Origin of the sequence: Bordetella sp. 02P26C-1 (assembly GCF_009763255.1) — a bacterium.
Lineage (GTDB): Bacteria > Pseudomonadota > Gammaproteobacteria > Burkholderiales > Burkholderiaceae_B > Bordetella_A.
Genome location: NZ_WSJB01000010.1, coordinates 128,061 through 151,290, shown reverse-complemented (window position 1 = coordinate 151,290; position 23,230 = coordinate 128,061). Strand labels below are relative to the sequence as shown.

General features: G+C 61.5%; 22 protein-coding genes. 10 read left to right on the top strand and 12 right to left on the bottom strand.

What is annotated here, in order from left to right; genetic code table 11:
* Positions 1–96: 96 nt before the first annotated feature.
* From GOQ28_RS06380 to GOQ28_RS06345, 8 genes are all read left to right on the top strand, one after another.
* The gene (locus tag GOQ28_RS06380) at positions 97–1,074 is read left to right on the top strand and encodes an ABC transporter permease subunit (RefSeq protein WP_160355852.1); all 978 of its coding nucleotides are present in this window, start codon (positions 97–99) and stop codon (positions 1,072–1,074) included.
* 4 nt (positions 1,075–1,078) lie between these two features.
* The gene (locus GOQ28_RS06375) at positions 1,079–1,996 is read left to right on the top strand and encodes an ABC transporter permease (RefSeq protein ID WP_160348993.1); all 918 of its coding nucleotides are present in this window, start codon (positions 1,079–1,081) and stop codon (positions 1,994–1,996) included.
* Positions 1,996–2,979, top strand: coding sequence for an ABC transporter ATP-binding protein (locus GOQ28_RS06370; protein ID WP_160348994.1), 984 nt, complete (start codon positions 1,996–1,998; stop codon positions 2,977–2,979). Before GOQ28_RS06375 ends, GOQ28_RS06370 begins: the two co-directional genes overlap by 1 nt.
* Positions 2,976–3,977 carry an ABC transporter ATP-binding protein gene (locus tag GOQ28_RS06365; protein WP_160355851.1) on the top strand — a complete coding sequence of 334 codons (1,002 nt, stop codon included), beginning with the start codon at positions 2,976–2,978 and terminating at the stop codon, positions 3,975–3,977. The genes GOQ28_RS06370 and GOQ28_RS06365 overlap by 4 nt, the downstream gene beginning before the upstream one ends.
* 6 nt (positions 3,978–3,983) lie before the next feature.
* Positions 3,984–4,886, top strand: a complete 903-nt coding sequence (locus GOQ28_RS06360) for an alpha/beta hydrolase (RefSeq protein WP_160348996.1) — start codon at positions 3,984–3,986, stop codon at positions 4,884–4,886.
* Between the two features lie 33 nt (positions 4,887–4,919).
* On the top strand, positions 4,920–6,050 hold the full coding sequence (locus GOQ28_RS06355) for a M20 family metallopeptidase (protein ID WP_160348997.1): 1,131 nt from the start codon (positions 4,920–4,922) through the stop codon (positions 6,048–6,050).
* Between the two features lie 86 nt (positions 6,051–6,136).
* The gene (locus GOQ28_RS06350; protein WP_160355850.1) at positions 6,137–7,042 is read left to right on the top strand and encodes an amidohydrolase family protein; all 906 of its coding nucleotides are present in this window, start codon (positions 6,137–6,139) and stop codon (positions 7,040–7,042) included.
* 9 nt (positions 7,043–7,051) lie between these two features.
* Positions 7,052–8,281 (top strand): MFS transporter, encoded by a 1,230-nt coding sequence (locus GOQ28_RS06345; RefSeq protein WP_160355849.1) that lies wholly within the window; start codon positions 7,052–7,054, stop codon positions 8,279–8,281.
* Positions 8,282–8,325: 44 nt separating this feature from the next.
* Here the strand turns inward: GOQ28_RS06345 and GOQ28_RS06340 are convergent, their stop codons facing one another.
* From GOQ28_RS06340 to GOQ28_RS06325, 4 genes are all read right to left on the bottom strand, one after another.
* Positions 8,326–10,383, bottom strand: coding sequence for a UvrD-helicase domain-containing protein (locus tag GOQ28_RS06340; RefSeq protein WP_160349000.1), 2,058 nt, complete (start codon positions 10,381–10,383; stop codon positions 8,326–8,328).
* A gap of 13 nt (positions 10,384–10,396) precedes the next feature.
* Complete coding sequence (locus GOQ28_RS06335) at positions 10,397–12,475, bottom strand: primosomal protein N' (RefSeq protein ID WP_160355848.1); 2,079 nt, start codon at positions 12,473–12,475, stop codon at positions 10,397–10,399.
* 337 nt (positions 12,476–12,812) lie between these two features.
* Positions 12,813–13,889, bottom strand: a complete 1,077-nt coding sequence (gene hemE / locus GOQ28_RS06330) for a uroporphyrinogen decarboxylase (RefSeq protein WP_160355847.1) — start codon at positions 13,887–13,889, stop codon at positions 12,813–12,815.
* 71 nt (positions 13,890–13,960) lie between these two features.
* Positions 13,961–14,800, bottom strand: a complete 840-nt coding sequence (locus tag GOQ28_RS06325) for a hypothetical protein (protein WP_160351006.1) — start codon at positions 14,798–14,800, stop codon at positions 13,961–13,963.
* A gap of 217 nt (positions 14,801–15,017) precedes the next feature.
* Between GOQ28_RS06325 and GOQ28_RS18755 the strand changes: the two genes are divergently transcribed.
* A complete protein-coding gene (locus GOQ28_RS18755) occupies positions 15,018–16,103 on the top strand; it encodes a methylated-DNA--[protein]-cysteine S-methyltransferase (protein WP_160355846.1) in 1,086 nt (361 codons plus the stop codon).
* 39 nt (positions 16,104–16,142) lie between these two features.
* Here GOQ28_RS18755 and GOQ28_RS06315 read toward each other — a convergent pair whose 3' ends face one another.
* The 3 genes from GOQ28_RS06315 to GOQ28_RS06305 are packed head-to-tail and all read right to left on the bottom strand — an operon-like array spanning position 16,143 to position 18,441.
* On the bottom strand, positions 16,143–16,961 hold the full coding sequence (locus GOQ28_RS06315) for a substrate-binding domain-containing protein (RefSeq protein ID WP_160355845.1): 819 nt from the start codon (positions 16,959–16,961) through the stop codon (positions 16,143–16,145).
* On the bottom strand, positions 16,958–17,701 hold the full coding sequence (locus GOQ28_RS06310) for an ABC transporter ATP-binding protein (protein WP_160355844.1): 744 nt from the start codon (positions 17,699–17,701) through the stop codon (positions 16,958–16,960). Before GOQ28_RS06310 ends, GOQ28_RS06315 begins: the two co-directional genes overlap by 4 nt.
* Entirely contained in the window at positions 17,698–18,441 is a 744-nt protein-coding gene (locus GOQ28_RS06305) for an ABC transporter permease (RefSeq protein WP_160355843.1), read from the bottom strand. Before GOQ28_RS06305 ends, GOQ28_RS06310 begins: the two co-directional genes overlap by 4 nt.
* A gap of 233 nt (positions 18,442–18,674) precedes the next feature.
* On the opposite strand from GOQ28_RS06305, the gene GOQ28_RS06300 reads away from it, so the two are divergent.
* Entirely contained in the window at positions 18,675–19,790 is a 1,116-nt protein-coding gene (locus tag GOQ28_RS06300) for a substrate-binding domain-containing protein (RefSeq protein WP_160355842.1), read from the top strand.
* Positions 19,791–19,795: 5 nt separating this feature from the next.
* Here the strand turns inward: GOQ28_RS06300 and GOQ28_RS06295 are convergent, their stop codons facing one another.
* The 5 genes from GOQ28_RS06295 to fdh3B all read right to left on the bottom strand — a co-directional run bounded on the left by GOQ28_RS06295 (position 19,796) and on the right by fdh3B (position 23,226).
* Complete coding sequence (locus GOQ28_RS06295) at positions 19,796–20,656, bottom strand: formate dehydrogenase accessory sulfurtransferase FdhD (RefSeq protein ID WP_202109639.1); 861 nt, start codon at positions 20,654–20,656, stop codon at positions 19,796–19,798.
* Between the two features lie 14 nt (positions 20,657–20,670).
* Positions 20,671–21,057 (bottom strand): hypothetical protein, encoded by a 387-nt coding sequence (locus tag GOQ28_RS06290; protein ID WP_160355841.1) that lies wholly within the window; start codon positions 21,055–21,057, stop codon positions 20,671–20,673.
* A gap of 69 nt (positions 21,058–21,126) precedes the next feature.
* Positions 21,127–22,323, bottom strand: coding sequence for a formate dehydrogenase subunit gamma (locus GOQ28_RS06285; protein WP_160351013.1), 1,197 nt, complete (start codon positions 22,321–22,323; stop codon positions 21,127–21,129).
* A gap of 13 nt (positions 22,324–22,336) precedes the next feature.
* The gene (locus GOQ28_RS06280; RefSeq protein WP_160355840.1) at positions 22,337–22,567 is read right to left on the bottom strand and encodes a hypothetical protein; all 231 of its coding nucleotides are present in this window, start codon (positions 22,565–22,567) and stop codon (positions 22,337–22,339) included.
* Positions 22,564–23,226 (bottom strand): formate dehydrogenase FDH3 subunit beta, encoded by a 663-nt coding sequence (gene fdh3B / locus GOQ28_RS06275; protein ID WP_160355839.1) that lies wholly within the window; start codon positions 23,224–23,226, stop codon positions 22,564–22,566. Before fdh3B ends, GOQ28_RS06280 begins: the two co-directional genes overlap by 4 nt.
* Positions 23,227–23,230: the final 4 nt, after the last annotated feature.

Sequence of the window (23,230 nt, the reverse complement as noted above, 5' to 3'; positions counted from 1 at the left end):
CCGCGCCGTCCACCGTACCGAGGCATCCTGGCGTCGGTTGACCACCCGCCAAGATGCGCCTCGTGGAAGTTTTATTCAGTCTGAGGAACACATAACGTGGTTCTGTTTACCTTACGCAGGTTGATTCAAAGCCTGTTTGTCCTGCTGGCCGTGTCGGTCGTGGTGTTCTTCGCGGTGTATGCCGTGGGAGACCCCATCGAACTGCTGGTCAGCCCCGAAGCCTCGGCGGAAGCGCGCGCCGCCACGATCGCGCGTTTGGGCCTGGATCAGCCGATCTGGGAACAGTATTTCACATTCTTGTGGAATGCGCTGCATGGCGATCTGGGCAATTCCTTCGTGCATGGAATCCCGGCGATCGAACTGATCTTGCAGCGCATGCCGGCCACGCTCGAGCTGGTGGTCGTGGCCATTGGCCTGACGGTTATTTTCGGCATCCCGCTGGGTCTGGTGGCCGGTCTGTATCGTGATCGCGCGCTGGGCCGTGGCATCATGGGATCGTCGGTGCTGGGCTTTTCTCTGCCGAACTTCTGGCAAGGCATGATGCTGATCCTGCTGTTCGCGGTGTGGCTGGGTTGGCTGCCGGCATCCGGCCGAGGCGATACCGTCAGCGTATTCGGTGTGCGCCTGTCGATTCTGACCGCCGATGGTTGGTCGCATCTGATCATGCCGGCGCTGAACTTGGCTCTCGCGAATATCGCCCTGGTCTTGCGTCTGACGGCCACCGGCGTGTCGGAAGCGCAAAACCAGGAATATGTGAAGTTCGCGCGCGCCAAGGGCGTGAAGCCCGGACGCATCGTGCGCCGCCATATCCTGCGCAATATCTTGATCCCGGTCGTGACCGTGGTCGGGATGGAGTTCGGCAGCCTGATCGCCTATTCCACCATCACCGAGACGGTGTTCGCGTGGCCGGGCATGGGCAAGCTGCTCATCGACAGTGTGTATCAACTCGACCGCCCGGTGGTGGTGGCCTATGTGATGCTGGTGACGCTGATCTTCGTGATCGTCAACTTCATCGTCGATATTATGTATGCCGCGCTGGATCCGCGTGTGCAATTAGTCAATCCTTCGCACTAACGCTATGGCTCATTCGACTCAAAACGGCCGCACGCGCACCATCCAGCCGTTGGATAACACGCCGCGTCGCGCCAGCATTCTCAAAAAACTCCGGGGCCGCCCCACCGTCAAAGGCTCGGTCATTGCACTGGCTATTTTGATGGTGCTGGTCTTGGTGGCGCCGTTTTTCGCGCCGCAGAACCCCTATGATCTGGCCAACCTGAACCTGCTCGACGGTCGCCTGCCGCCGCACTCGGAATCGATGGACGGCATGATGTACTGGCTGGGTACGGACGACCAGGGCCGCGACATGTTGAGCGCGATTCTGTACGGTCTGCGTATCAGCCTGCTGGTGGGTCTATCCGCCGTGGCGCTGTCGACCGCGATCGGCAGCATGGCAGGCTTGATCGCGGCTTACGTAGGCGGCTTTGTCGATACGCTGATCATGCGTATCGTCGACTTCATCCTGGGCTTTCCGACCATTCTGGTGGCGTTGGTGCTGCTGTCGATGATGGGACGCGGCGTGGATAAGGTGATTCTGGCGCTGGTGGTGGTGCAATGGGCGCATTACGCCCGCATCATGCGTGGCCGCGCGCTGCAAGAACGCCGCAAGGAATACGTCGAGGCGGCCGCCAACCTGGGATTCCCCTCCTGGCGCATCATGGTGTTCCACCTGCTGCCTAACTGTATCGGGCCCGTTATGGTGTTCGCGACCATTCAGATCGCCACCGCCATCTCGCTGGAAGCGACCCTGTCGTTCCTCGGAGTCGGCGTGCCCATTACCGAACCTTCGCTGGGTCTGTTGATCGCCAACGGCTTCCAGTATCTGCTGTCTGGGGATTACTGGATCAGCATGTTCCCGGGGATCGCACTGCTGCTTTTGATCCTGTCTATCAACATCGTGGGCGACCGCCTGCGCGAAGCCCTGGATCCGCGACGCTAATGAACGACATTCTCTTAGAGGTACGCGGCCTGCGTACCGCATTTCATACCGAAGCCGGCGCATGGCCGGCGGTCGACGGCGTGGACCTGACCGTGCGCCGTGGCGAAATTCTGGGCCTGGTAGGTGAATCGGGCTCGGGCAAATCCGTGACGGGCTTTTCCTTGCTGGGTCTGATCGACCCGCCGGGAGAAGTCGTCGAAGGCGAGATCCTGTTCAAAGGACAGGATCTGCGTAAGCTCGACGAAGAAGGCATGCGCCGTCTGCGCGGCGACCGTATCGCCATGATCTTTCAGGATCCGCTCATGACGCTGAACCCGGTGCTGCGCATCGGCGAACAGATGATCGAAGCGATTCTGACGCATGAGAAAGTGCCGATGGCACAGGCCCGTGAGCGCTGCCGCGAAGCATTGGCGATGGTCGGCATCCCCTCGCCGGAAAAGCGTCTGGACAGCTATCCGCATGAGTTTTCCGGCGGTATGCGTCAGCGCGTGGCGATTGCCATCGCCATGTTGAACCGCCCTGACCTGATTATTTGCGACGAACCGACCACGGCGTTGGATGTAACCATCCAAGGCCAGATTCTGTATCGCATGCAGGAGATCTGCCGTCAGCACAATACGGCGCTGATCTGGATCACGCACGATCTGGGCGTGGTGGCAGAGCTCGCCGATCATGTGGCGGTGATGTATGCCGGTCGCATCGTGGAAGCCGGCCCGGTAAACGAAGTACTCGACGCGCCGCGCCACCCCTATACCAAGGGGCTGCTCGACTCCATGCCCGCGAACTCGGAGCCAGGTGAACGCCTGCACCAGATCAACGGCATGGCGCCCAGCCTGACGGGGCGCCCGGCCGGCTGTGCCTTCCGCCCGCGTTGCACCAACGCCATTCCGCGCTGCGCCGAACAGGCCCCCGCTGCCCTTCAAGAAGGCTCGCGTAGCTATCGTTGCTATGTGCCCATCGCCCTCGAGACCGCATCCGCATGACCCAGCAAGACACCCCCGTTATCGAGCTACGCAACGTTCACAAGCGTTTCGAGCAACATCCCGATCTCGCTCAGCGCATACTGGCGCTCGGCGGCCGGCCCATTGATCGTCGCACCGTCCATGCCGTCAATGGCGTGGACCTGACCATCCAGCGCGGAGAAGTGCTGGGTTTGGTGGGTGAGTCCGGCTGCGGCAAATCGACGCTGGGCCGCGTCGTGGCGGGCCTGCATCGTCAGTCCGAAGGCGAGATGTTCTATCAGGGCAAATCGACGGCAGACTTGCGCGGCGCTGAACTGTTGGCCTATACGCTGGGCGTGCAGATGATTTTCCAGGACCCGCAAGCGTCCTTGAATCCGCGTCAGCGCCTGCGTCAGATCCTGGGCGAATCGCTGAAGGTGCACAAGCTGGCACCGAGTTCGGAAATCGAAGCCCGTATCGATCGCGCGCTCTCGGAAGTCGGCTTGGACCGCGAGTATCGCGACCGCTTTCCGCATCAGATCTCTGGCGGGCAACGTCAACGTATCGGGATCGCCCGCGCATTGATGGTCTCGCCCAAGTTCCTCGTTTGCGATGAACCCGTGGCGGCGCTGGACGTGTCGATTCAGGCGCAGGTAATCAACCTGTTCATGGATCTGCGCGAGCAGCATGGCTTTACGTACATGTTCATCAGCCATGATCTGGGCGTGGTCAAACATATCTCCGACCGCGTGGCCATCATGTATTTAGGCAAGATCGTCGAGCGTGCGCCAGCCGCGGAGATCTTTACGCGCGCCAATCATCCGTATACCCAGGCATTGTTGGCCGAGGTGCCGAAGGTCGATCGGCGCGGGCGCAAGTTCACTCCGATCAAGGGTGAAATTCCCTCGCCCTTGAATCCGCCCCCGGGATGTACGTTCCACCCGCGCTGCCCGCACGCCATGCCGCGTTGCCGCGAAGAAGTTCCCGAGCTGCGGGAAATCGCGCCCGACCATTGGTCGGCCTGTCACCTGAACAACTGATCCGCCATGAAAGAAGAAATCTCCAACGTAGACCGCATCGCGCTTGAGCTTGGCCATGCGGGCCGCAATGCTTTCACGTACGTCGATGATGATCGCAATGCGGATCGTCCTTTCACGCTCAATACGTATCGCCCCTATGGCTATACGCCGGATCGCCCGGTCGTGATCGTGCAGCACGGGGTGCTGCGTAACGGTGACGACTATCGCGATTTCTGGATTCCCGCGGCCGACAAACACAACGTACTGATCGTGGCGCCTACGTTCTCGAATGAGATCTGGCCTGGCGTGGAAAGCTATAACAATGGCCGCGTCTTCAGCCCCGGCGGCAACCCGCGCCACGTGGACGGCTGGACCTATGCACTGATTGGCAAAGTGTTTGCCGATCTGCGCCGCGCCGGCATCACCGAGGTCGAAAAGGCGCACCTGTTCGGCCATTCGGCCGGCGGTCAGTTCGTACACCGCTTGATGAGCAGTCAGTCGCACGAGCCGTTCTGCAAGGTCGCGGCCGGCAATCCGGGCTGGTATACGCTACCGACCTTCGATCATCCGTATCCGGAAGGCCTGGACGGTGTGGGTCTGAACGAAGAGCATCTGGTGCGTCTGCTGGCGTTTCCGATGACGATCCTGGCAGGCGATCAGGATATCTCCACCACGGACCCCAACTTGCCGTCCGAACCCGCCGCGCTGCGTCAAGGCCCGCATCGTTTCGCCCGCGCGAAGAACTACTTCGAAGCCGGTCGTCGCGAAGCCGAGCGCCGTGGCGTGCCGTTTAACTGGACGCTGGAAGTCGTGCCCGGTATCGGCCATGACGGGCGCGTGATGTCGGCGGCGTGCGCGAGCCTTTGGTTCGAAGGCAAGCTGCCCAGCGAGGCCGAATTGGCCGCGCTTGCCGGTCAGCACGTTGCTTGAGTTTGTTTAATTACCGCTAATCTGGAAACCGCTATGTCCGCGCTACCGTCAACTGAAGCCCTGGTCGCCGGCATCCAATCCTGGGTGCTGTGCGAGTCGCCGTCGAATTCGCCCGAGGGCATCAAGCAAATGGCCGCGCTGGTCGAAGCGCATGCGCGCGCGGCTGGCCTGCGCACCGAGGTGACGTCGTTGGGCGACGCCACGGGCCCGCTGCTCTATATCACCAACCGTGCCGCCGACGACACGCGGCCTGGTGTGCTGGTGCTGGGTCACTTGGATACGGTGCATCCTATCGGCACGTTGCAGGACAATCCCTGCCGTATCGAGGGCGATCGTCTTTACGGTCCGGGGACCTACGACATGAAGGCCGGCATTTATCTGGCCTTGAGCGCCATGGCGACGCTCGCCCAGCCCGGTTCGTCGCAATTGCCGATCGATTTCCTGCTGGTGCCCGACGAAGAGACGGGCAGCCACGCCTCGCGCGCGTCGATCGAGCGCTACGCTGCCAATGCCAAATATGGCTTGGTTTGCGAACCGGCGCGTCCGGATGGCGGCAGCTGCGTGACGGCGCGTAAAGGTACCGGCATGCTGCGTCTGAACGTCAAGGGCCGTCCGGCTCACGCGGGCATGCAGCATGAAAAGGGCCGCAGCGCGATTCGCGAGATGGCGCATCAAGTGTTGGCGCTGGAGGCGATGACCGACTATGACCGTGGCGTGACGGTGAGCGTGGGCACGATCGCCGGCGGCACGGTGACCAACACGGTCCCGGCGCAATGCCGCTGCGTGGTGGATTTCCGCGTGCCCGATATGGGCGCGGCCGAGGACGTGCTGCGCCGCATGCGCAACCTGTGCGCGGTGGGCCCCGATGTGGAGCTGGATATCGACGTCGAATTGAATCGTCCGCCGATGGTGCGTACCGATGCGGCAGTCGCCCTGCTGGAACGCGCACAAAGCTTTGCACGCGAAGCCGGTTTTGATCTGGCCGAGGCCCCGATGACCGGTGGCGGCAGCGATGCGAACTTTACGTCGGCGATGGGCGTGCCCACGCTCGATGGTCTGGGCGCCGATGGCAATGGCGCGCATACGCTCAACGAGTACATCTTGATCTCCACGCTCGAGACTCGCGTAAAATTCTGGGAACTGCTGCTGCGCCAGTTGGCTTGATTCCTCAGGTCCGGCACATGCGGTAGCACGACGGCCCTGCCAGCGATCACGCTGGCAGGGCCGTCTTACCTTTGGAGACACGTTACATGTTTTCACCTTCCGCCCATCCCGAAAAAGAAGTGCCGTTCTGCCTGCCGCCTTTACCGCTGTCTGAACAGGAGCCTGCAAAGTTCGAGGTACCGCCTGGCGCATGCGATACGCACGCCCACGTCGTGGCCGATGATCCGATCGCCTATCCCATGGTGTCATCGCGCACCTATACGCCCCACCCCGCCACCGAATCGTCTTATCTCGCGATGCTCGATACCAACGGCATGTCGCGCGGCGTACTGGTGCAGATCAGCGTGTATGGCACCGATAACCGCTACATGCTGGAAGTGCTACGCCGGCATCCCGATCGACTGCGAGGCATCGGCGTCGTCGATCCCTCGGTGACCGACAAAGAACTCGAAGCCATGCACGAAGCCGGGGTGCGCGGACTGCGGATCAACGTGCTGTTTGGCGGCGGCATCGGCTTTGATGCCATGGAAACGCTCGCCCACCGTATCAAGGATCTGGGCTGGCATATGCAATTCCTGATGGACGCGCGGCAACTGCCGGAGTTGCTACCGCGCATGCGCAAGCTGCCTGTTCCCGGCGTGATCGATCATATGGGTCATATGCCGGTGTCCGAGGGTCTGCAAAGCCCAGGCTTTCAGGCCATGGTCCACATGGTGCAGGATCACGGCTGGTGGGTGAAGTTGTCTGGCGCGTATCGCATCAGCGATCAGTTTGATCACTACAGTGATGTCATCCCGTGGGCGCAAGCCTTGATCGCTGCCGCCCCCGATCGCATGGTATGGGGCAGCGATTGGCTGCATGTGCACATCAACCCCATGGTCAACACGGGCAAGCTGCGCAACCAGCTGGCCGAGTGGGCACCCGATGAGGATATGCGTCACCGCATCCTGGTGACCAATCCTCAAACCTTATACGGCTTTCCGACCTTTTAAGGAAATACCATGCAGTGGTATAGAGAGTTAAATCAAACTGAACGGCGCACCTTTATCGGCGCATTCGGCGGCTGGGCCATCGATGCGTTGGACTTCATGGTATTCACCTTTGTGATCTCTACGCTGATCCAGCTATGGGGCATCGAAAAAGGTCAGGCTGGCATGCTGGGGACAGTGACCCTGTTGTTCTCGGCAGTGGGTGGCTGGCTCGCGGGCGTTTTGGCCGACCGTTATGGCCGCGTGCGCGTGCTGCAGATCACGATTCTGTGGTTTTCGGTGTGCACGGTGGCTATCGGTTTTGCGCAGAACTTCGAACAACTATTCGTGCTGCGTGCTCTGCAAGGCCTGGGCTTTGGCGGCGAATGGGCAGTGGGCTCGGTGCTGATGGGCGAAATCGTGCGCGCCCAGCATCGCGGCAAGGCCGTAGGCACCGTGCAAAGCGGCTGGGCCGTGGGCTGGGGCGTAGCGGCGATTCTGTACACCGTGGCGTTTTCGGTGTTGCCGCCGGAATGGGCATGGCGTTCGCTCTTCTGGATTGGCGTGCTGCCTGCATTCCTGGTGCTGTATATCCGTAAGCACGTGCCAGAACCCGAAGTGTTCCAACGCAGCCAGGCCAAAGTGCAAGCCTCGGGCGATCGTCCTTCGTTTTGGACGATCTTTTCGCCCGCGCTGCTGAAAACCACGATCGTCACCTCGGTGCTTTGCACGGGCGTGCAAGGCGGCTATTACGCCATCACGACGTGGTTGCCGACGTTCTTGAAGACCGAGCGTAATCTGTCCGTCTTGAATACGGGCGGTTATCTGATGGTCATCATCCTGGGTTCGTTCTGCGGCTATATCGTGGGCGCGTATCTGGCCGATAAACTCGGCCGGCGCGCGAATCTGTTGATCTTTTCGGTGTTGTCCGCGATCAGCGTCTATGTCTATACCCTGGTGCCGCTGACGGATACGCAGATGCTGTTCTTGGGGTTCCCGCTGGGCTTTGCCGCGTCGGGGATTTTCAGCAGCATCGGCGCGTATCTGACCGAGCTGTTCCCATCGAACGTACGCGCATCGGGTCAGGGCTTTGCCTATAACTTCGGACGTGGCATCGGCGCGCTGTTTCCGAGTCTGGTGGGCTTCCTGAGTCAAAGCCATGGCTTGGCGTGGGCAATCGGTGCGTTTGCCACCGGCGCCTATGCCATCGTGATTTTGACGGTGTTCCTGCTGCCTGAAACCAAGGGCCGCGTGCTCGATTAAGCCGTGATTGCGCGATGCCGGGCCTTTGCCCGGCATCGCGTGCTTTACTTCTTCAGCAAGGCTTTCAACATCCCGAGGCGTTCCTTGGGACTCATCGCGCGCGTGGCTTCGTCTTCCTCCACGCGCACTTCACCCAGCCCCATTTCCTCGATAAAGCGCGACGGCTCGCGCACGAGGTCTTCGCGTGCGCGCCGCCGCTTTTTGCACCAGCTGATGTTCAGACTGCGTTGCGCGCGGGTGATGCCTACGTACATCAAACGCCGCTCTTCCTGAATGCGCGTGGCCAGGTTTTCCGCCGCGCGCGCGGGGTCGCCTTCTTCATCGTCCTTGCCCCAGTGCGGCAACAAGCCTTCTTCCACGCCGACCAGATAGACGTGGGGATACTCCAACCCTTTCGAAGCATGCAACGTGGACATCTTGACCGCGTCGGGTTCTTCTTCCTCACCACGCTCGAGCATGGTGATCAAGGCGACATGTTGGACGAGGTCAAACAATGACATGCCGTCTTCGTCGGCCTTGCGCTTGAGCCAGCCGACGAGTTCGAGCACGTTTTCCCAACGCGTTTGCGCGGGTTTTTCTTCCAGTGTGTCGTACAGATAGCGTTCGTACTGGATCGCAGTCAACATATCGTCGAGGATCGCGCCTGCGGGCTCGGGCGAGCCCTGACCATCGGTACGCCCGCGGCCCGCGCGCCATTGCAGTCGGCGGATGTACTCGGCGAAGGTCCGCAGCGATTCGAGCTGTCGGGCTTGTAGCAGGCTTTCCAGGCCGGACTCCGACGCCGCTGCCAGAAGCGAGACCTCGCGCTGCGCCGCGTACTGGCCCAGCACTTGCAAGGTCGCTTGCCCGATACCGCGCTTGGGCGTCGTGGCCGCGCGGATGAATGCCGGATCGTCGTCATCGTTGGCGACCAAACGCAGATACGCCAAGATATCGCGGACCTCGGCCTTATCGAAAAAGCTTTGCCCGCCCGCGATGGTGTAGGGGATCTTCAGATTGCGCAGCGCCTGTTCGAGAATGCGCGACTGGTGATTGCCGCGATAGAGAATAGCGAAATCTTTCCAGTGTGCCTGGCGCTCGAACCGCGCCGCCGAGATTTTCATCGCCACCGATTGCGCCTCGTGCTCATCGTTTTCCATCGGCGAGACGATGATGGGTTCGCCCGTGCCCAGATCGGACCAGAGCTTTTTCTCGAAGAGCTTGGGGTTGCGTTCGATCACCGCGTTGGCCGCGGCCAGGATGCGCTGTACGGAGCGATAGTTTTGTTCGAGCTTGATGAGTTTGAGCTGCGGATAATCGGTGGTGAGCTTGGCCAGATTTTCCATCGTGGCGCCGCGCCAGGCATAAATCGCCTGATCATCATCGCCCACGGCGGTAAACATCGCGCGATCGCCGCTGAGTAATTGCACTAGCCGATACTGGCAGGCGTTGGTGTCCTGATATTCGTCCACCAACAGATACCGCACACGGTTCTGCCATCGCGTACGCACCTCTTCATTGGTCTCGAGCAACTGTGCCGGAATACGAATCAGGTCATCGAAATCAACCGCCTGATAAGCCGCCAAGGTTGCCGCGTAGTTGCGATAAATCCTCGCGGCCTCCGCTTCCGCGGGCGTCGCGGCCATGCGGGCGGCGTCGTCCGGGCTTAGCATCGCGTTCTTCCACAGCGATATGGTGGACTGCACCGCACGCAAGCGGCCGCGATCGGTGGTGGCCAGGAGTTCCTGGATGATGGCCATCGCATCGTCCGCATCGAGGATGGAGAACTGCGGTTTAAGCCCGGCGTGCTTGGCCTCTTCGCGCAGCATTTTGACCCCGAGCGCATGGAACGTGCTGATGGTCAGCCCCTTGGCCAGCTTGCGATCGACCAGCGAATGCAAGCGCTCATCCATTTCGCGCGCGGCTTTGTTCGTGAAGGTCAGGGCCACGACATTGCGACCCATATAGCCGCATTCCCGCAGCAAATAAGCGATCTTTTGCGTGATCACGCGTGTCTTGCCGCTGCCGGCTCCAGCCAGAACGAGGCAGGGTCCATCGAGATAGAGCACCGCCTCCCGTTGGGCAGGATTCAGGCCGTGGCCGATGGGTGTGCTATCAGACATAAACAATCAAGACTCAGATTTCCAAGGGGTCAACTTCCAACTGCCAGCGCACGCGCGATTGTGACGCGACGGCAGGCAGATGCGCGGACCATTCCGTCAGGAACGCCTGCAACGCCGGGCGGCTCGTACTCTCCAGCAGTAACTGCGCGCGTTCGATGTTCGCCACACGTACCACGCGCAGCGGCACGGGGTCGTACAGGGTGATTGAGGCCGCGCCCGCGAAGCCGCCGTCCGCACCGAGCTGGCGCGCCTCTTGCAAGAATGCCAATGCCTGCGCCAACTCGCGTGCCTCGGCGGTCAATAGCGCCTGATACGCATAGGGCGGCAGGCCCGTGGCTTCGCGCTCTTCGAGCGCGTGTCGCGCAAACCCGGCGTAGTCGTGACGCAACAGCGCCTGATAGACGGGCTGCTCGGGATAGTTGGTTTGGATCAGTACCTCTCCGCCCAGCGTATGCCGTCCCGCGCGGCCAGCGACTTGCATGAGCTGTGCGAACAGTCGCTCGGGCGCACGAAAGTCATGCGCGAACAACATGGAGTCGGCATTCAGAACGCCCACCAGACCCAATCGCGCGAAGTCATGGCCTTTGGCCACCATCTGCGTGCCGACCAGGATATCCACCTCGCCCGCATGAACGGCCGCGAACAGGGTTTGCGCGCTGCCTTTGCGGCGCGTGCTGTCCGCATCGATACGCGAGATACGAGCTTGGGGGAAGAGCTCGGCCAAATGCTCTTCGACCCGCTGCGTCCCGCGGCCCATCGGTTCCAGATCCTGATCGCCGCACTCGGGGCACGCGCACGGCACCTGAGCCTGATAGCCGCAATGATGGCAATGCAGCCGATTGCCGCGTCCCATCGCGCGATGCAATACGGTGAATGCGGAACATCGCGGGCAGTGACTGACCCACGCGCACGACGCGCAATGCAGCACGGGCGCATACCCGCGCCGATTTAAAAACACCAGCGATTGTTCGCCGCGCTCTAAGCGTTCCGTGATGGCGCTGATCAGTTGGGGCGACAGGCCTTGCTTTAGCTGCAAACGCCGCGTATCGACCAGCTTGATGGTCGGCATGCTGCTCGCGCGGGCGCGGCCCGGCAGCGTCAGGCGCAGATAATGTCCACGACTGGCGTGATGCCAGGTCTCCAGCGACGGCGTGGCCGAGCCAAGCACGACCGGGATATTTTGATCGCGTGCGCGCCATACGGCCAGATCCCGGGCGGAATAGCGCAGGCCGTCCTGTTGTTTGTAGGAGGCATCGTGTTCCTCATCGACCACGATCAGCCCCAACTCAGAGAGCGGCGCGAAAATCGCCATGCGCGTGCCCAACAGCATGCGCGCCTGACCGCGTTGCGCACGCGCCCAGGCGTGCACGCGCTCGCCATCGGCCAGGCCGCTGTGCATGACAGCCAGCCCCTCTGGCCCTAACACCGACTCCAGGCGCGCACGGACGGCGCCCTCCAGCTGCGGCGTCAGATTGATTTCCGGCACCAATAGCAGCACCTGCCGTCCGGCCGCGAGCACACGCTCGGCGATATGCAGGTACACCTCGGTCTTGCCGCTGCCTGTGACGCCATGCAGCAGAACCGGTTTGAATGCCGTAAGCGCCACGACCGTGTCTACGGCCGCCTGTTGGTCGGCATTGAGTTCGGGGGCCTTGTCGGGTGCGACTGGCGCAGCGACAGGCTTTTTCTTGCGCGCGTCCAGACGGGCGACCGGACCCAGTCCAGAGCGTTTCCCCTGGTACGCCGAAAGCTTGCGCAGCGGCGGCGGCATGGCAGGCAGCATCACCTCGCCCAATGGGCGCTGGTAATAATCCGCCGCGAAGCGGGCTAATCGCAACCAGTCCTCGGGCAAGGGCGGCAGATCCTCCAGAATCTGTTCGACTTCCTTGACGTGCGAGACCTCGATCGACGGCTCGGCCGGATTATCCACGACGACGCCGACCAACTTGCGACGGCCGAAAGGCACGATGACCCGGGTCCCGATCGGGATGAGCGCCGTGGCACGGTAGTCAAAAGGACCTTGCAGCGGCACATCCAGCGCCACGCGCACCCACGCGCCTACAGACGTGGACTCTGTCAGCGCGTCACTCATCAGTAGGAAGGTAAGCTTGCATGGCGAAGGAGGATGAAAAAACCACTGAAATCAAGCGTCTATCAAAACTTGAAGGGCCTGGTCCGGGACCGCGGCGACAGCCTGTGGATAACTTTGGGGAAAAAGCTCAGATAACCCGCTGCATGCTTGCCACTTTAGCGTGCACTCCTGCATGGATATACAGCACCACAGCTAAAAATCGCTTAAAAATCAAACACTTGCCAGGAAAATCCAGAAATTTTCATAACTTGTGCTATGCACCGCTCGCTGTGACATTGCTGTGCACAACTGCGGTGCAGACCCCCGTCATCGGGCCGCCTTTCACGAGAGCGGACACTTACTCAACGTGGAAAGCGCGGCTGTAGCGATGCACTTCATCGACCAAAACGGAGACCGCTTCCGGAGGCGTGAACTGCGAAATGCCGTGGCCCAAATTGAAGACGTGTCCGCCCTTGCCCACCCGCCCAAATGCGTCCAAGGTACGGCGCGCCTCGGCGCGGATCGCCTCGGCTCCGCCAAACAGCGTCATTGGATCGAGATTGCCTTGCAGCGCCACTGAGTCGCCCGTACGCTCGCGCGCGCGGCCCAGATTGACGGTCCAGTCCAGCCCCACGGCGTCGCAGCCACAGGCGGCGATGTCCTCCAGCCAAAGGCCGCCGCCCTTGGTAAACACGACGACGGGCACCGGACGCCCTTCGCGTTCACGAATCAGTCCGGCGACCACCTTGCGGGTATAGGCGAGCGAAAACTGCTGGAACAGGCCATCGGCCAGTACGCCTCCCCAGCTATCAAACAACATCACGGCCTGGGCGCCCGCCTCGATCTGGGCGTTCAGGTATTGCAGGGTGGCTTCGGCGTTGATGTCGAGAATCCGGTGCAGCAAATCCGGACGGCCGTAAAGCATCGATTTGATCAGCCGATAGTCGGCACTGCTCCGCCCTTCGACCATGTAACAGGCGATCGTCCAGGGGCTACCGGCGAAACCGATCAACGGCACTTTCCCATCGAGTTCGCGACGGATGACGCTGACCGCGTCGAAGACGTAACGCAGCGACTCCATATCGGGCACGGCGAGCGAGGCGACATCGTCTTCCGTGCGCACCGGTCGGGCGAAACGCGGCCCCTCGCCCGGTGCGAAATCCAGACCCAGGCCCATCGCATGCGGCACGGTCAAGATGTCGGAAAACAAAATCGCCGCGTCCAGGTCGTAACGCGCTAACGGTTGCAACGTGACTTCGGCAGCGAAATCCGGATTTTGCGCCAGCCCCATGAACGAGCCGGCGCGCGCCCGCGTGGCGTTGTACTCCGGCAGATACCGGCCCGCTTGGCGCATTAACCAGATCGGGGTATACGGCACGGGCTGGCGCAGCAAGGCGCGCAGGAACACATCGTTCTTCAGGGGAGCAGCAGACACGGCGATCCTTGGATATCAGGACACGTGATTTTACCGCCTTAGGAATTACGTGCTGCCGCTGCCCTCCACGGTCAGGATACCGGCTCCGGGGTGGTTTCCTGCATCCGAAAATGTGCCGCGTCGATCCTATGCTTGCGCATCAGCGCCCAGAAGGCGCGGCGATGCTTGCAAGCCGCGCGCGCCGCACGCGCCACATTGCCCGAATGCCGATACAGGGCGCCACGCAAGTACGCTCGTTCGAATCCGGCCACCACGCGGGCCTTCGCCTGCCGGAAGGGCTCGTCGATTGCGCGAACATCGAAATACTCGGCATCCTCGCCGGTCGCGCCGGGCGCGCGACCTGTGACCCCGACAATGCTCGGCCGCTCGACGAGCTCGATTGCCCGCACGGGAGAACGCCGCCTGCGTTCAGCGGGATCCTTGGCAGCGGATGAGGGGTTCGTCGGGGTCCATATACCCGATGACGTGGTGGCGGCCTTGACCGACGCGGCCGCCCGGGCCTGACGCTTCGAATGCAGCAGGCGGGCGCGCAATTCGTCCGGGCACACGGGATCGCGCACAAAGTCATTGATACCGAGCGAGAGCAGGTCCAGCGTAGCGGGAGCGGTGATATCGAATAGCAGCGCGATCAAGGGCACGCAAGGCTTGGCGTTCAGCCCTACCAATAACGTGCGCGTCCACGACAGCGATGCGCGTGAAACGGGCAACAGGCACCCGTCGAATCGTCGCATGACCACGGGGTTGGTGGAAATAGGCCCGAACCCACCGCGGCTTGGCAACAAAACACTCGATACGTCCTGCACATATAAGCGCAAGCGACCCAGTTGCCCCCGATGCCGATCGACCCATTCGCGTGCCCAATTCGTGTGGGCAGGGGTGATCAGGACCGCACAATCTAATGTATGACGCACAATGAACTCCTGAATCCTCGGACATGAGCCGGGCAGCTGACGAGCTATCATCGGGTGGTGCGCAGTCGCCACGGCTGCACCGTGAAGGGCTGATGCTGCGATGCGCGTGCCTCGCTCATCGGCCTGAGCTGCGACCTTAGCAATCCGCTGTACAGGAGGTCGCAACACCCTGTTCATGCCTTGAAAATCAGACCGCCAGCAAGAGGAGTCGCCCCTCGTGTCGCTTGTTTATCGAATCATCGAATCCCCCGTTGGCCGCCTTAAATTGGTGGCAGGCGCTGCCGGCCTGAAGGCTGTCACATGGGAAAGTGAAGGCGCTGAACGCGTCCGCCTCGACGCCATGCATGTGGACGAAACGCATCCGACCTTGCATGCGGCACAGCAGCAACTGGCCGAGTATTTCGCCGGGCAGCGCAAGCACTTTGAATTGCTGTTGGATCCGCGCGGCACCGTGTTTCAGCAGGCGGTATGGCGTGCTCTACTTGCTATCCCTTACGGCGAGACGCGCAGCTATCGGGACATTGCGCGACAAATCGGCCGCCCCGAAGCCGTACGCGCGGTGGGCGCCGCGAATGCGCGCAACCCACTATGTATCGTCGTGCCGTGCCATCGCGTGATTGGCAGTTCCGGCGCCATGACGGGATTTGCCGGCGGACTACAGGCCAAATCTCATCTGCTCGCGCTGGAGAGCAACGCAACCGCTCGTGCCGGCACCGGTGTGGTCATGGGTGAGGACGGACTCGCCCGGCCACCCTGGGCAGCGGTCGATCCTTTACTGCGTCATTACTACGATACCGAATGGGGCATGCCGGTACGCGACGAACGGGGATTGTTCGAGCGCCTGAGCCTGGAGTGTTTCCAGTCCGGCTTATCCTGGGCCACGATCCTGCGTAAGCGCGAGGCCTTTCGCGCCGCGTTTAATCAGTTCGACCCCGACGTGGTGGCTGCGTACGACGAGGCAGATGTAGAACGGCTCATGGCAGATGCCGGCATCGTGAGAAACCGCGCCAAGATCCTCGCCACCATCAACAACGCCGCCGCGACGCTTGCGCTGCGCGCACACGGCGGATTGGTCAATTTTATTTGGTCGTTTCAGCCGGCTCAGACGCCCACACCGCGCAGCATCGACGAGATCCCGACCGTATCCGAGGCGTCCACGGCGTTAAGCAAGGCCTTGCGCGCACGAGGCTTTAAGTTCGTGGGCCCCACCACCATGCACGCCCTCATGGAAGCCACCGGCATGATAGACACGCATCTGATGGATAGCCATCGTCGCGGCAGCTCGGGCATATGGCCTGCGTGATGCGAGGCCACACACCCGCGCTGACGCGACCTGTCGCGATTACTTATCCGCGTTCGGGAAGAACAGCTGCTGGCCATTGACCTTGTAGCTGGCAATCGTGTCCTGGCCTGCCGGCGAGGTGACCCAGTCGACGAACTGCTGAGCCTCTTTGGCTTTCACATGAGGAAACTTCTCGGGATTGACCACCATCACGCCATACTGGTTGAACAGACGCTTGTCGCCTTCGACCAGGATTTTCAGGTTGCCGGGGTTTTTGAAGCTCAGCCACGTGCCGCGATCGGACAGCACATAGGCGCCGGTCGAAGACGCCATGTTCAGCGCCGGCCCCATACCGCAGCCACAGGCTTTATAGCCCTTGCCCATGTCGTCCACGCCAGCTGACTTCCAGAAACGCAGTTCGGCCGCATGCGTGCCGCTCTTGTCACCACGAGAGATAAACGATGCATTCTGCTGAGCCAGTTTGCTTAGTGCTGCGACGATGTCGTCACCTTTCACGCCAGCCGGATCATCGGCCGGGCCGATGAGGACGAAGTCGTTATACATGACGGGATAGCGCTTTTTCGAATAGCCCTCGGCGACGAATTTTTCCTCGGCCGCCTGATCGTGCACGAACAACACATCGGCGTCGCCACGACGAGCCATGTCCAGCGCCTGGCCAGTGCCCTGCGCCACGACTTTGATATCCGTCCCGGTGGCTTTCTTGAATGCCGGCAACAGATGCGAGAAAAGACCGGATTGCTCCGTTGACGTGGTCGACGCCATCGTGATCGTTTCCGCGTGGGCCATTGGGGCGAGCCATGCGGTGGCGCTGAGCAACGCGGGCAACGCGGCGCGCCGCAATAAAGTAGCTAGTTTCATGTTATGCGTTCTCCCTTGAGAAACAGACTGGCCGCTTCGGGAAGCGGGCCATCGAAAAAATCCTGCACGGGCAGATCCACCACCACGCGCCCGCGTTCGAGATAAATCACGCGCCGCGCCAGCCGTTTCACCTGCCCCAGGTTGTGACTGCTGAATATCATCGCGGGGGGCTGGACAGCTGGCGTCTGCGCCTGAGCCGACACCACGGGCTGCTGCATAAAGTCCTGCATCATCTGCTCGACATCGCGCTTGGCATGCGGGTCCAGGCTCGCGGTGGGTTCGTCCAACAAGAGCACATCGGGCTTTACCGCCCATGCGCGCGCCATGGCCAGTCGCTGCTGTTGCCCACCCGAGAGGGCCTTGGCATTGCGACCGGCGAGATCACCCATGCCGACTCTTTCCAGCGCTTCCCGCGCCTTGGCCCGGGCCTCGCGCCAGCGCAAACCTCGCAGCCACAACGCCAACGCCACATTGCTCAACACCGACATGCGCAGCAGATAAGGCTGTTGAAACAACATGGCCTGATGCTTGCGTGCTGTGCAAAACGCCTGGCCGCGCGTGGGCTGTATCAGGCAATGCAATACGCGCAAGAGTGTGCTCTTGCCGCTGCCATTCGCACCGACCACCGCAATCGATTCGCCGGGTCTTACGGTGAGCGAGACACCGCGCAGCGCGTGCACGCCGCCAAAATCCACGTCTACATCGCGTAGATCGAATAAGGTCTCGTAGCTTTGCGTCATGCTGGCGTCCCGGCTTGGCCAAACAATCCGGACAGGCCCGCATCGCGACGCTCACGCCACCGCTTTAACGCCGCGGCCGCGAAATTCAACAGCAACACCACACTGAGCAGGACAATGCCTAATGCCAGCGCCAACGGCAGATCGCCTTTGCTCGTCTCCAACGCGATCGCGGTGGTCATCACGCGCGTATAGCCTTCGATATTGCCGCCCACCACCATCACCGCGCCCACCTCGGAAATGGCGCGTCCGAACCCCGCGATCACGATCGTCACCAGGGCGAATCGCTCATCCCACAGCAACAGCAGGCCGCGCAGCCAGGCACGCGCACGCAGGGATCGCAGTTGCTCTCCATGATGCTTGTCGGCGTCTGCAATGGTCTGGCGCACCAATGCGGTAATCACTGGACATACCAGCACCGCCTGCGCGAGCACCATGGCCTTGAACGAGAACAACCATCCCAAAAAGCCCAAGGGTCCGGAGTGCGACAACAGCAGATATAGCGCCAGTCCCACCACCACCGAAGGCATTGCCAGGGAGGTATTCAACATTACTAGCAAGAGTCCGCGCCCACGAAACCTCGCCACGGCCAGCCACGCGCCCGCCCACATACCCACGCCACAAGCGAGCAGACAGGCGCAGGCGCTCACCGCTAACGAGCGCCACACGATGGAGAGCAACACGGGGTCAGCCGACATGATCAGCGCAAAGGCTGTCGCAAAGCTTTCAGATACGGTGTTCATGACGGGTAAGACGGGAAATCAACAGGCGCGCCAAGCGCGCGCTACGCCGTAAAGGCAGGAATCACGAAGTCAACAGGTCGATTCGGCAAGGCGAATATGAAGCCGTCAGCGGCGGCGAGATGCCGTGAGGGTATCGCACCGCAGCGCCCTAGGCCATATGTTCCGGCGTGCATAGGTATGATGGAGAGCCAACCAGGTCCGTCTGCAACGCTTATTTCGGGCATACTTTCGCCGTGCATCGTATCGACCTCTCCTACCAGCTGGGCGCCACTTCGCCTGCTCCCGGCACCATCGGCAACGCGCTGATGGACCTGCTCTACGCCGTGCGCCAGCATGGCTCGATCTCGGCCGCTGCCAAGGCGATGGGGCTGTCGTATCGACACGTCTGGGGCGAACTGAAGCGCTGGGAGCAGACGCTGGGCCGCACGTTGATCGTGTGGGACAAGGGCCAGCCGGCCCGCTTGAACGAGTTCGGCGAAAAACTGCTCTGGGCGGAACGACAGGCGCAAGCCCGGCTCGCGCCGCAAATCCACGCGCTGCGCGCAGATCTGGAACGCGCATTCGCGATGGCCTTTGACGATGCGGCGCATGTGGTGCCGCTATATGCGAGTCACGATGATGCGCTGGGCGCGCTACGCGAACACGCCGTGGCCAGCCACAAGCTCTATCTGGATATCAGCTATACCGGCAGCGTGGACGCGATTCGTGGTTTGAATGAAGGCCGTTGCGTGATTGCGGGTTTTCATACGCGGCAGGATCCTGTGCCAGGGTCCTTGACCGAGCGCGTCTACAAGCCTTTGCTCAAACCGGGCCTGCATAAGATCATCGGCTTCGCGCAACGTAATCAAGGCCTCATCGTCGCGCGTGGCAATCCCGCTGGCGTAACAACGCTGGCCGACCTGTGCCGAGGCATGCGGTTCGTCAACCGAGCATTGGGTACGGGCACGCGCGTGCTGTTTGACGAACTGTTGGAACAGGCAGGCTTGTCGTCTTCCGCCATTGAAGGTTATGACCGTACCGAGCCGTCGCATCACGCCATTGCGCATGCCATTGCCAATGGCCATGCGGACGCCGGGTTCGGGGTACAGCCGAGCGTCGAGCGACATGCGCTGGATTTCATTCCGCTAGTTCGGGAAAACTATTTTCTCGTTTGTCTGAAGTCAACGCTCGACCAGCCGTCGACACAGGCACTGCTGGAGATTTTGCGCAGCGCGCCATGGCAGGCAGCGCTTTCCGCCATGCCGGGCTACGCACCGCTACAAAGCGGGGATGTATTGTCGATGCGGCGGGTACTGCCGTGGTGGACTTTTCCAGCGCGTAAAGCGACTTCGCGTAAACCACGCAGATAGCCGCCTCAACCTGCTGCGTTCGCCGCATCCACATTGCGGGCAGCCGCTAACTCCGGTTGCAAAATCAGCCGATGTGCGCCCGTATAGCAGACAAAGCGACGATTCACCGCCCGCCCGATCGCGCATAAATCCAGATCACGCGCCAGCTCGTAACCCATCTGCGTCATGCCGCTGCGCGACACCACGATAGGCACGCCCATCTGCGCCGATTTCATGATCATCTCGCTGGTCAGGCGCCCGGTCGTATAGAAAATCTTGTCATCGCCGCGTTGTGCGCTTTCCGGCTGCATCCACATCCATCCGGCCAGCGTATCGATCGCGTTATGACGACCCACGTCTTCAACGAACATCAGCATGTCCGCGCCACGAAATAGCGCGCAGCCATGCACGGAGCCCGCCGATTTGTACGTGGTCTCCTGCAGCCGGATCGCGTTTAGCAAGCCATACAGCGACGACTGGGAAAGCCGCGCATCGGCGGGCAACTGGATTTGATCCAGCTCCTGCATCAGCCCACCAAACACACTGCCCTGCCCGCATCCGGTAGTGACCACACGCTGTGCGGTGCGCGCGTCGATATCGGTGATGCCGTCACGGGTTTCAACCGCGGCGGCGTTGACTTCCCAGTCCACCATGATCGACAGCACATCACTGGGCTGCCGTATCAAACGTTGATTACGCAGATAGCCGAGCACCAGCAATTCCGGCATCGCGCCCAAGGTCATCAGCGTGACGACCTCGCGCCGATCGACATAAATCGTCAACGGGCGCTCTGCCGGAATCGAAACGGTTTCGATCTGGCCATGCTCGTTCACTACCGTGACTTCACGCGTCAACGGCGCACTGGCTTGAGTCAGTCGAGGCAACAACGCGAGACTCTGACCTATTTCGCCAGCGGCTTTTCGCCGTTTTCGGGCGTGGACGAGCTGGGCGGACGCTGCGCCGTCTCGGCTGGCGAATGCGCGCCAGAGCCTTCGCGGGGCTGCGTGCCTTCGGCGTTAAAGGTGAAAGGTTCTGGCTCCATGCAAGGCGGCGTGGTCACGGGTTCGGGGGCCGATTTACCGTTTGCCGCCATTTGCTCGCGGTAGTGCGCGGCGACACGATCTTGTGCGACGCACAGCTTGTATGCAGTGACCTTATCGTTCCATGCCGCGCGCGCCTTCGCCTCGGCGGCGGCACGCGCCGCATCGGCGTCCGTGGGCGCGGCTAACAGGGCCTGGGGACTCAACGCCGCCGCGAGCAGCGCCCATATTGCCAATGTTTTTTTCATCTTGTCCCTCTTGTCATCTCATAGGCGGGCGCATCCGCCAGACAGACTGCGCCTGCGCAACGCTAAAGGTTAATGAATATTGGACGAGGGCCGCACAAAGGCCTGACTGCGTCCGTTCTTGGCGCGGTCGGCGCTACGCTGAGCGGGGATCTTGCCGGACTGGATATCGTCGAACCAGATGTCGTGATGCTCGCGCGCCCAGGTCTCGTCGACGTAGCCGGTCTTCATTGCCTTGTACGCGCCATGCATGCCGATCGTGCCGAGATAGATATGCCCCAGCAGCATGCACATCATCAGCGTGACCGACACCGCGTGGATCATGTGCGCGATCTGCATATCGCCGCGCGTATACACGATGCCAGGAATCACCCGATCCAGCCACAAGCCGGACGCCACGACGATTACGCCAAGAAACAGCATGCCGACCCAGAACATGAGCTTCTCGCCAGCGTTGAATCGCCCCGAGGAAACATGTTGCGGCTTGAGCAAACCGCCGCCTTTACGCAGCCAGGTCCAGTCATAACGCCGCCATACGTTGTCCTTGGCGAACGTGATCAACACCACCAGCAACGACACGGCGAACACCGGGCCAACGAAGTTATGCGTGGTCTTCAAGATCCAGGTCAGCTTGCCGAAGATCGCGCTGCCCATCCAAGGCAGCATGATGTACCGGCCAAACGCCATCACGATGCCTGACAGCGCCAGAATCACGAAGGCCGCCGCGTTCACCCAATGCGCCGCCCGTTCGAAATACGTGAAGCGTTCGATCTTGCGTCCCGTCTCGGCGCCATGGACCTTGATGGGACCCTTGGCGAAGTAGAACAACGCAATGGCCACCAAGGCGATGAGCAACAGCGCCCCGCCATAGGGGATCAGCCATTGGTTACGCACCTGACGCCAGGCCTCACCGGCCGTAGTGAATTGCGACCCCGGATACTGCACAAAGCGCTGGATCAACACCCCCGCTTCCGGGGCCTGACTGCGCGGCAGGCTGCTATAGCCCGGCTCACCCGAATTGACCTGACGCCACATCGGTGCATTGTTGCCGGGTTGTACGCGCGCACGCTCGGCGTTGGTCTGCTCGGCATAGCCCGGTTGTTGATCGGCATCCGGCTTCACTTCGAAAATGTTCGCGCTTTGGATGCCGCCCAAGCTGCTACCCGCGGGCGCGGTGGTTTGCGCCGTAACCGGGGCGTTGAGCACGAGTGCCGTCAACAGCAACATGCAGCAGGCGCCCCAGCGCGCCAGAAAATTCGACCGTAACATTGGCAGCCTCCGGTCAGTTAGTTTTGTTGTACTCGTTCTGCCCACGCTGCGTCCGTACCGTCAACTCCCGGCTCCAGCTGGCCTTGTCGCCCTGCGTCCATCCGGGCGCGACGAATTGACTGCCAGTCCCCGTGTATTCCGGAGTCTGGCCAATCTCGGCGGCGGAATGCAGTTCCTGCGACGGCTCGCTGCAACCCGCCAGTGCCAGGACGCTCAGGGCGACGAAAACGGTGCGCGTGTTCATGGCTTGCCTCCGCTTTGCGTAGCTGCTGGCTGAGGTGCCGATGCAGGTTGCTCGGTGGGCGGCTGGCCGGCTTGTTGCGAGCCATATGCCGTGCCCCAACCCCACACCTCGGCGCCTTTGCCGCGATGCAGGACGCGGGTACGGAAAATATCCGCCACGACGTTACCGTCGCCTGCCAGGAGCGCCTTGGTCGAGCACATCTCCGCACAGGCGGGCAGCTTGCCTTCAGCCAGACGGTTGCGGCCGTACTTTTCGAATTCCGCCGCGCTGCCGTGTTCCTCGGGGCCGCCGGAGCAGAACGTGCACTTGTCCATCTTGCCGCGCACGCCGAAAGTGCCCTCCGAGGGGAACTGCGGCGCGCCGAACGGACAGGCGTACGAGCAGTAACCACAGCCGATACAGGTGTCCTTGTTATGCAGGACCACGCCTTCTTCGGTGCGATAGAAACAATTGACCGGGCAGACGGCCATACAGGGCGCGTCGCTGCAGTGCATACAGGCCACCGAGATCGATTTCTCGCCAGGCACGCCGTCGTTCAATGTCACCACGCGGCGGCGATTCACGCCCCAGGGGATTTCGTGCTCGTTCTTGCACGCCGTGACGCAGCTATTGCATTCGATACAACGCTCTGCATCACAGATAAATTTCATTCTCGCCATGGCG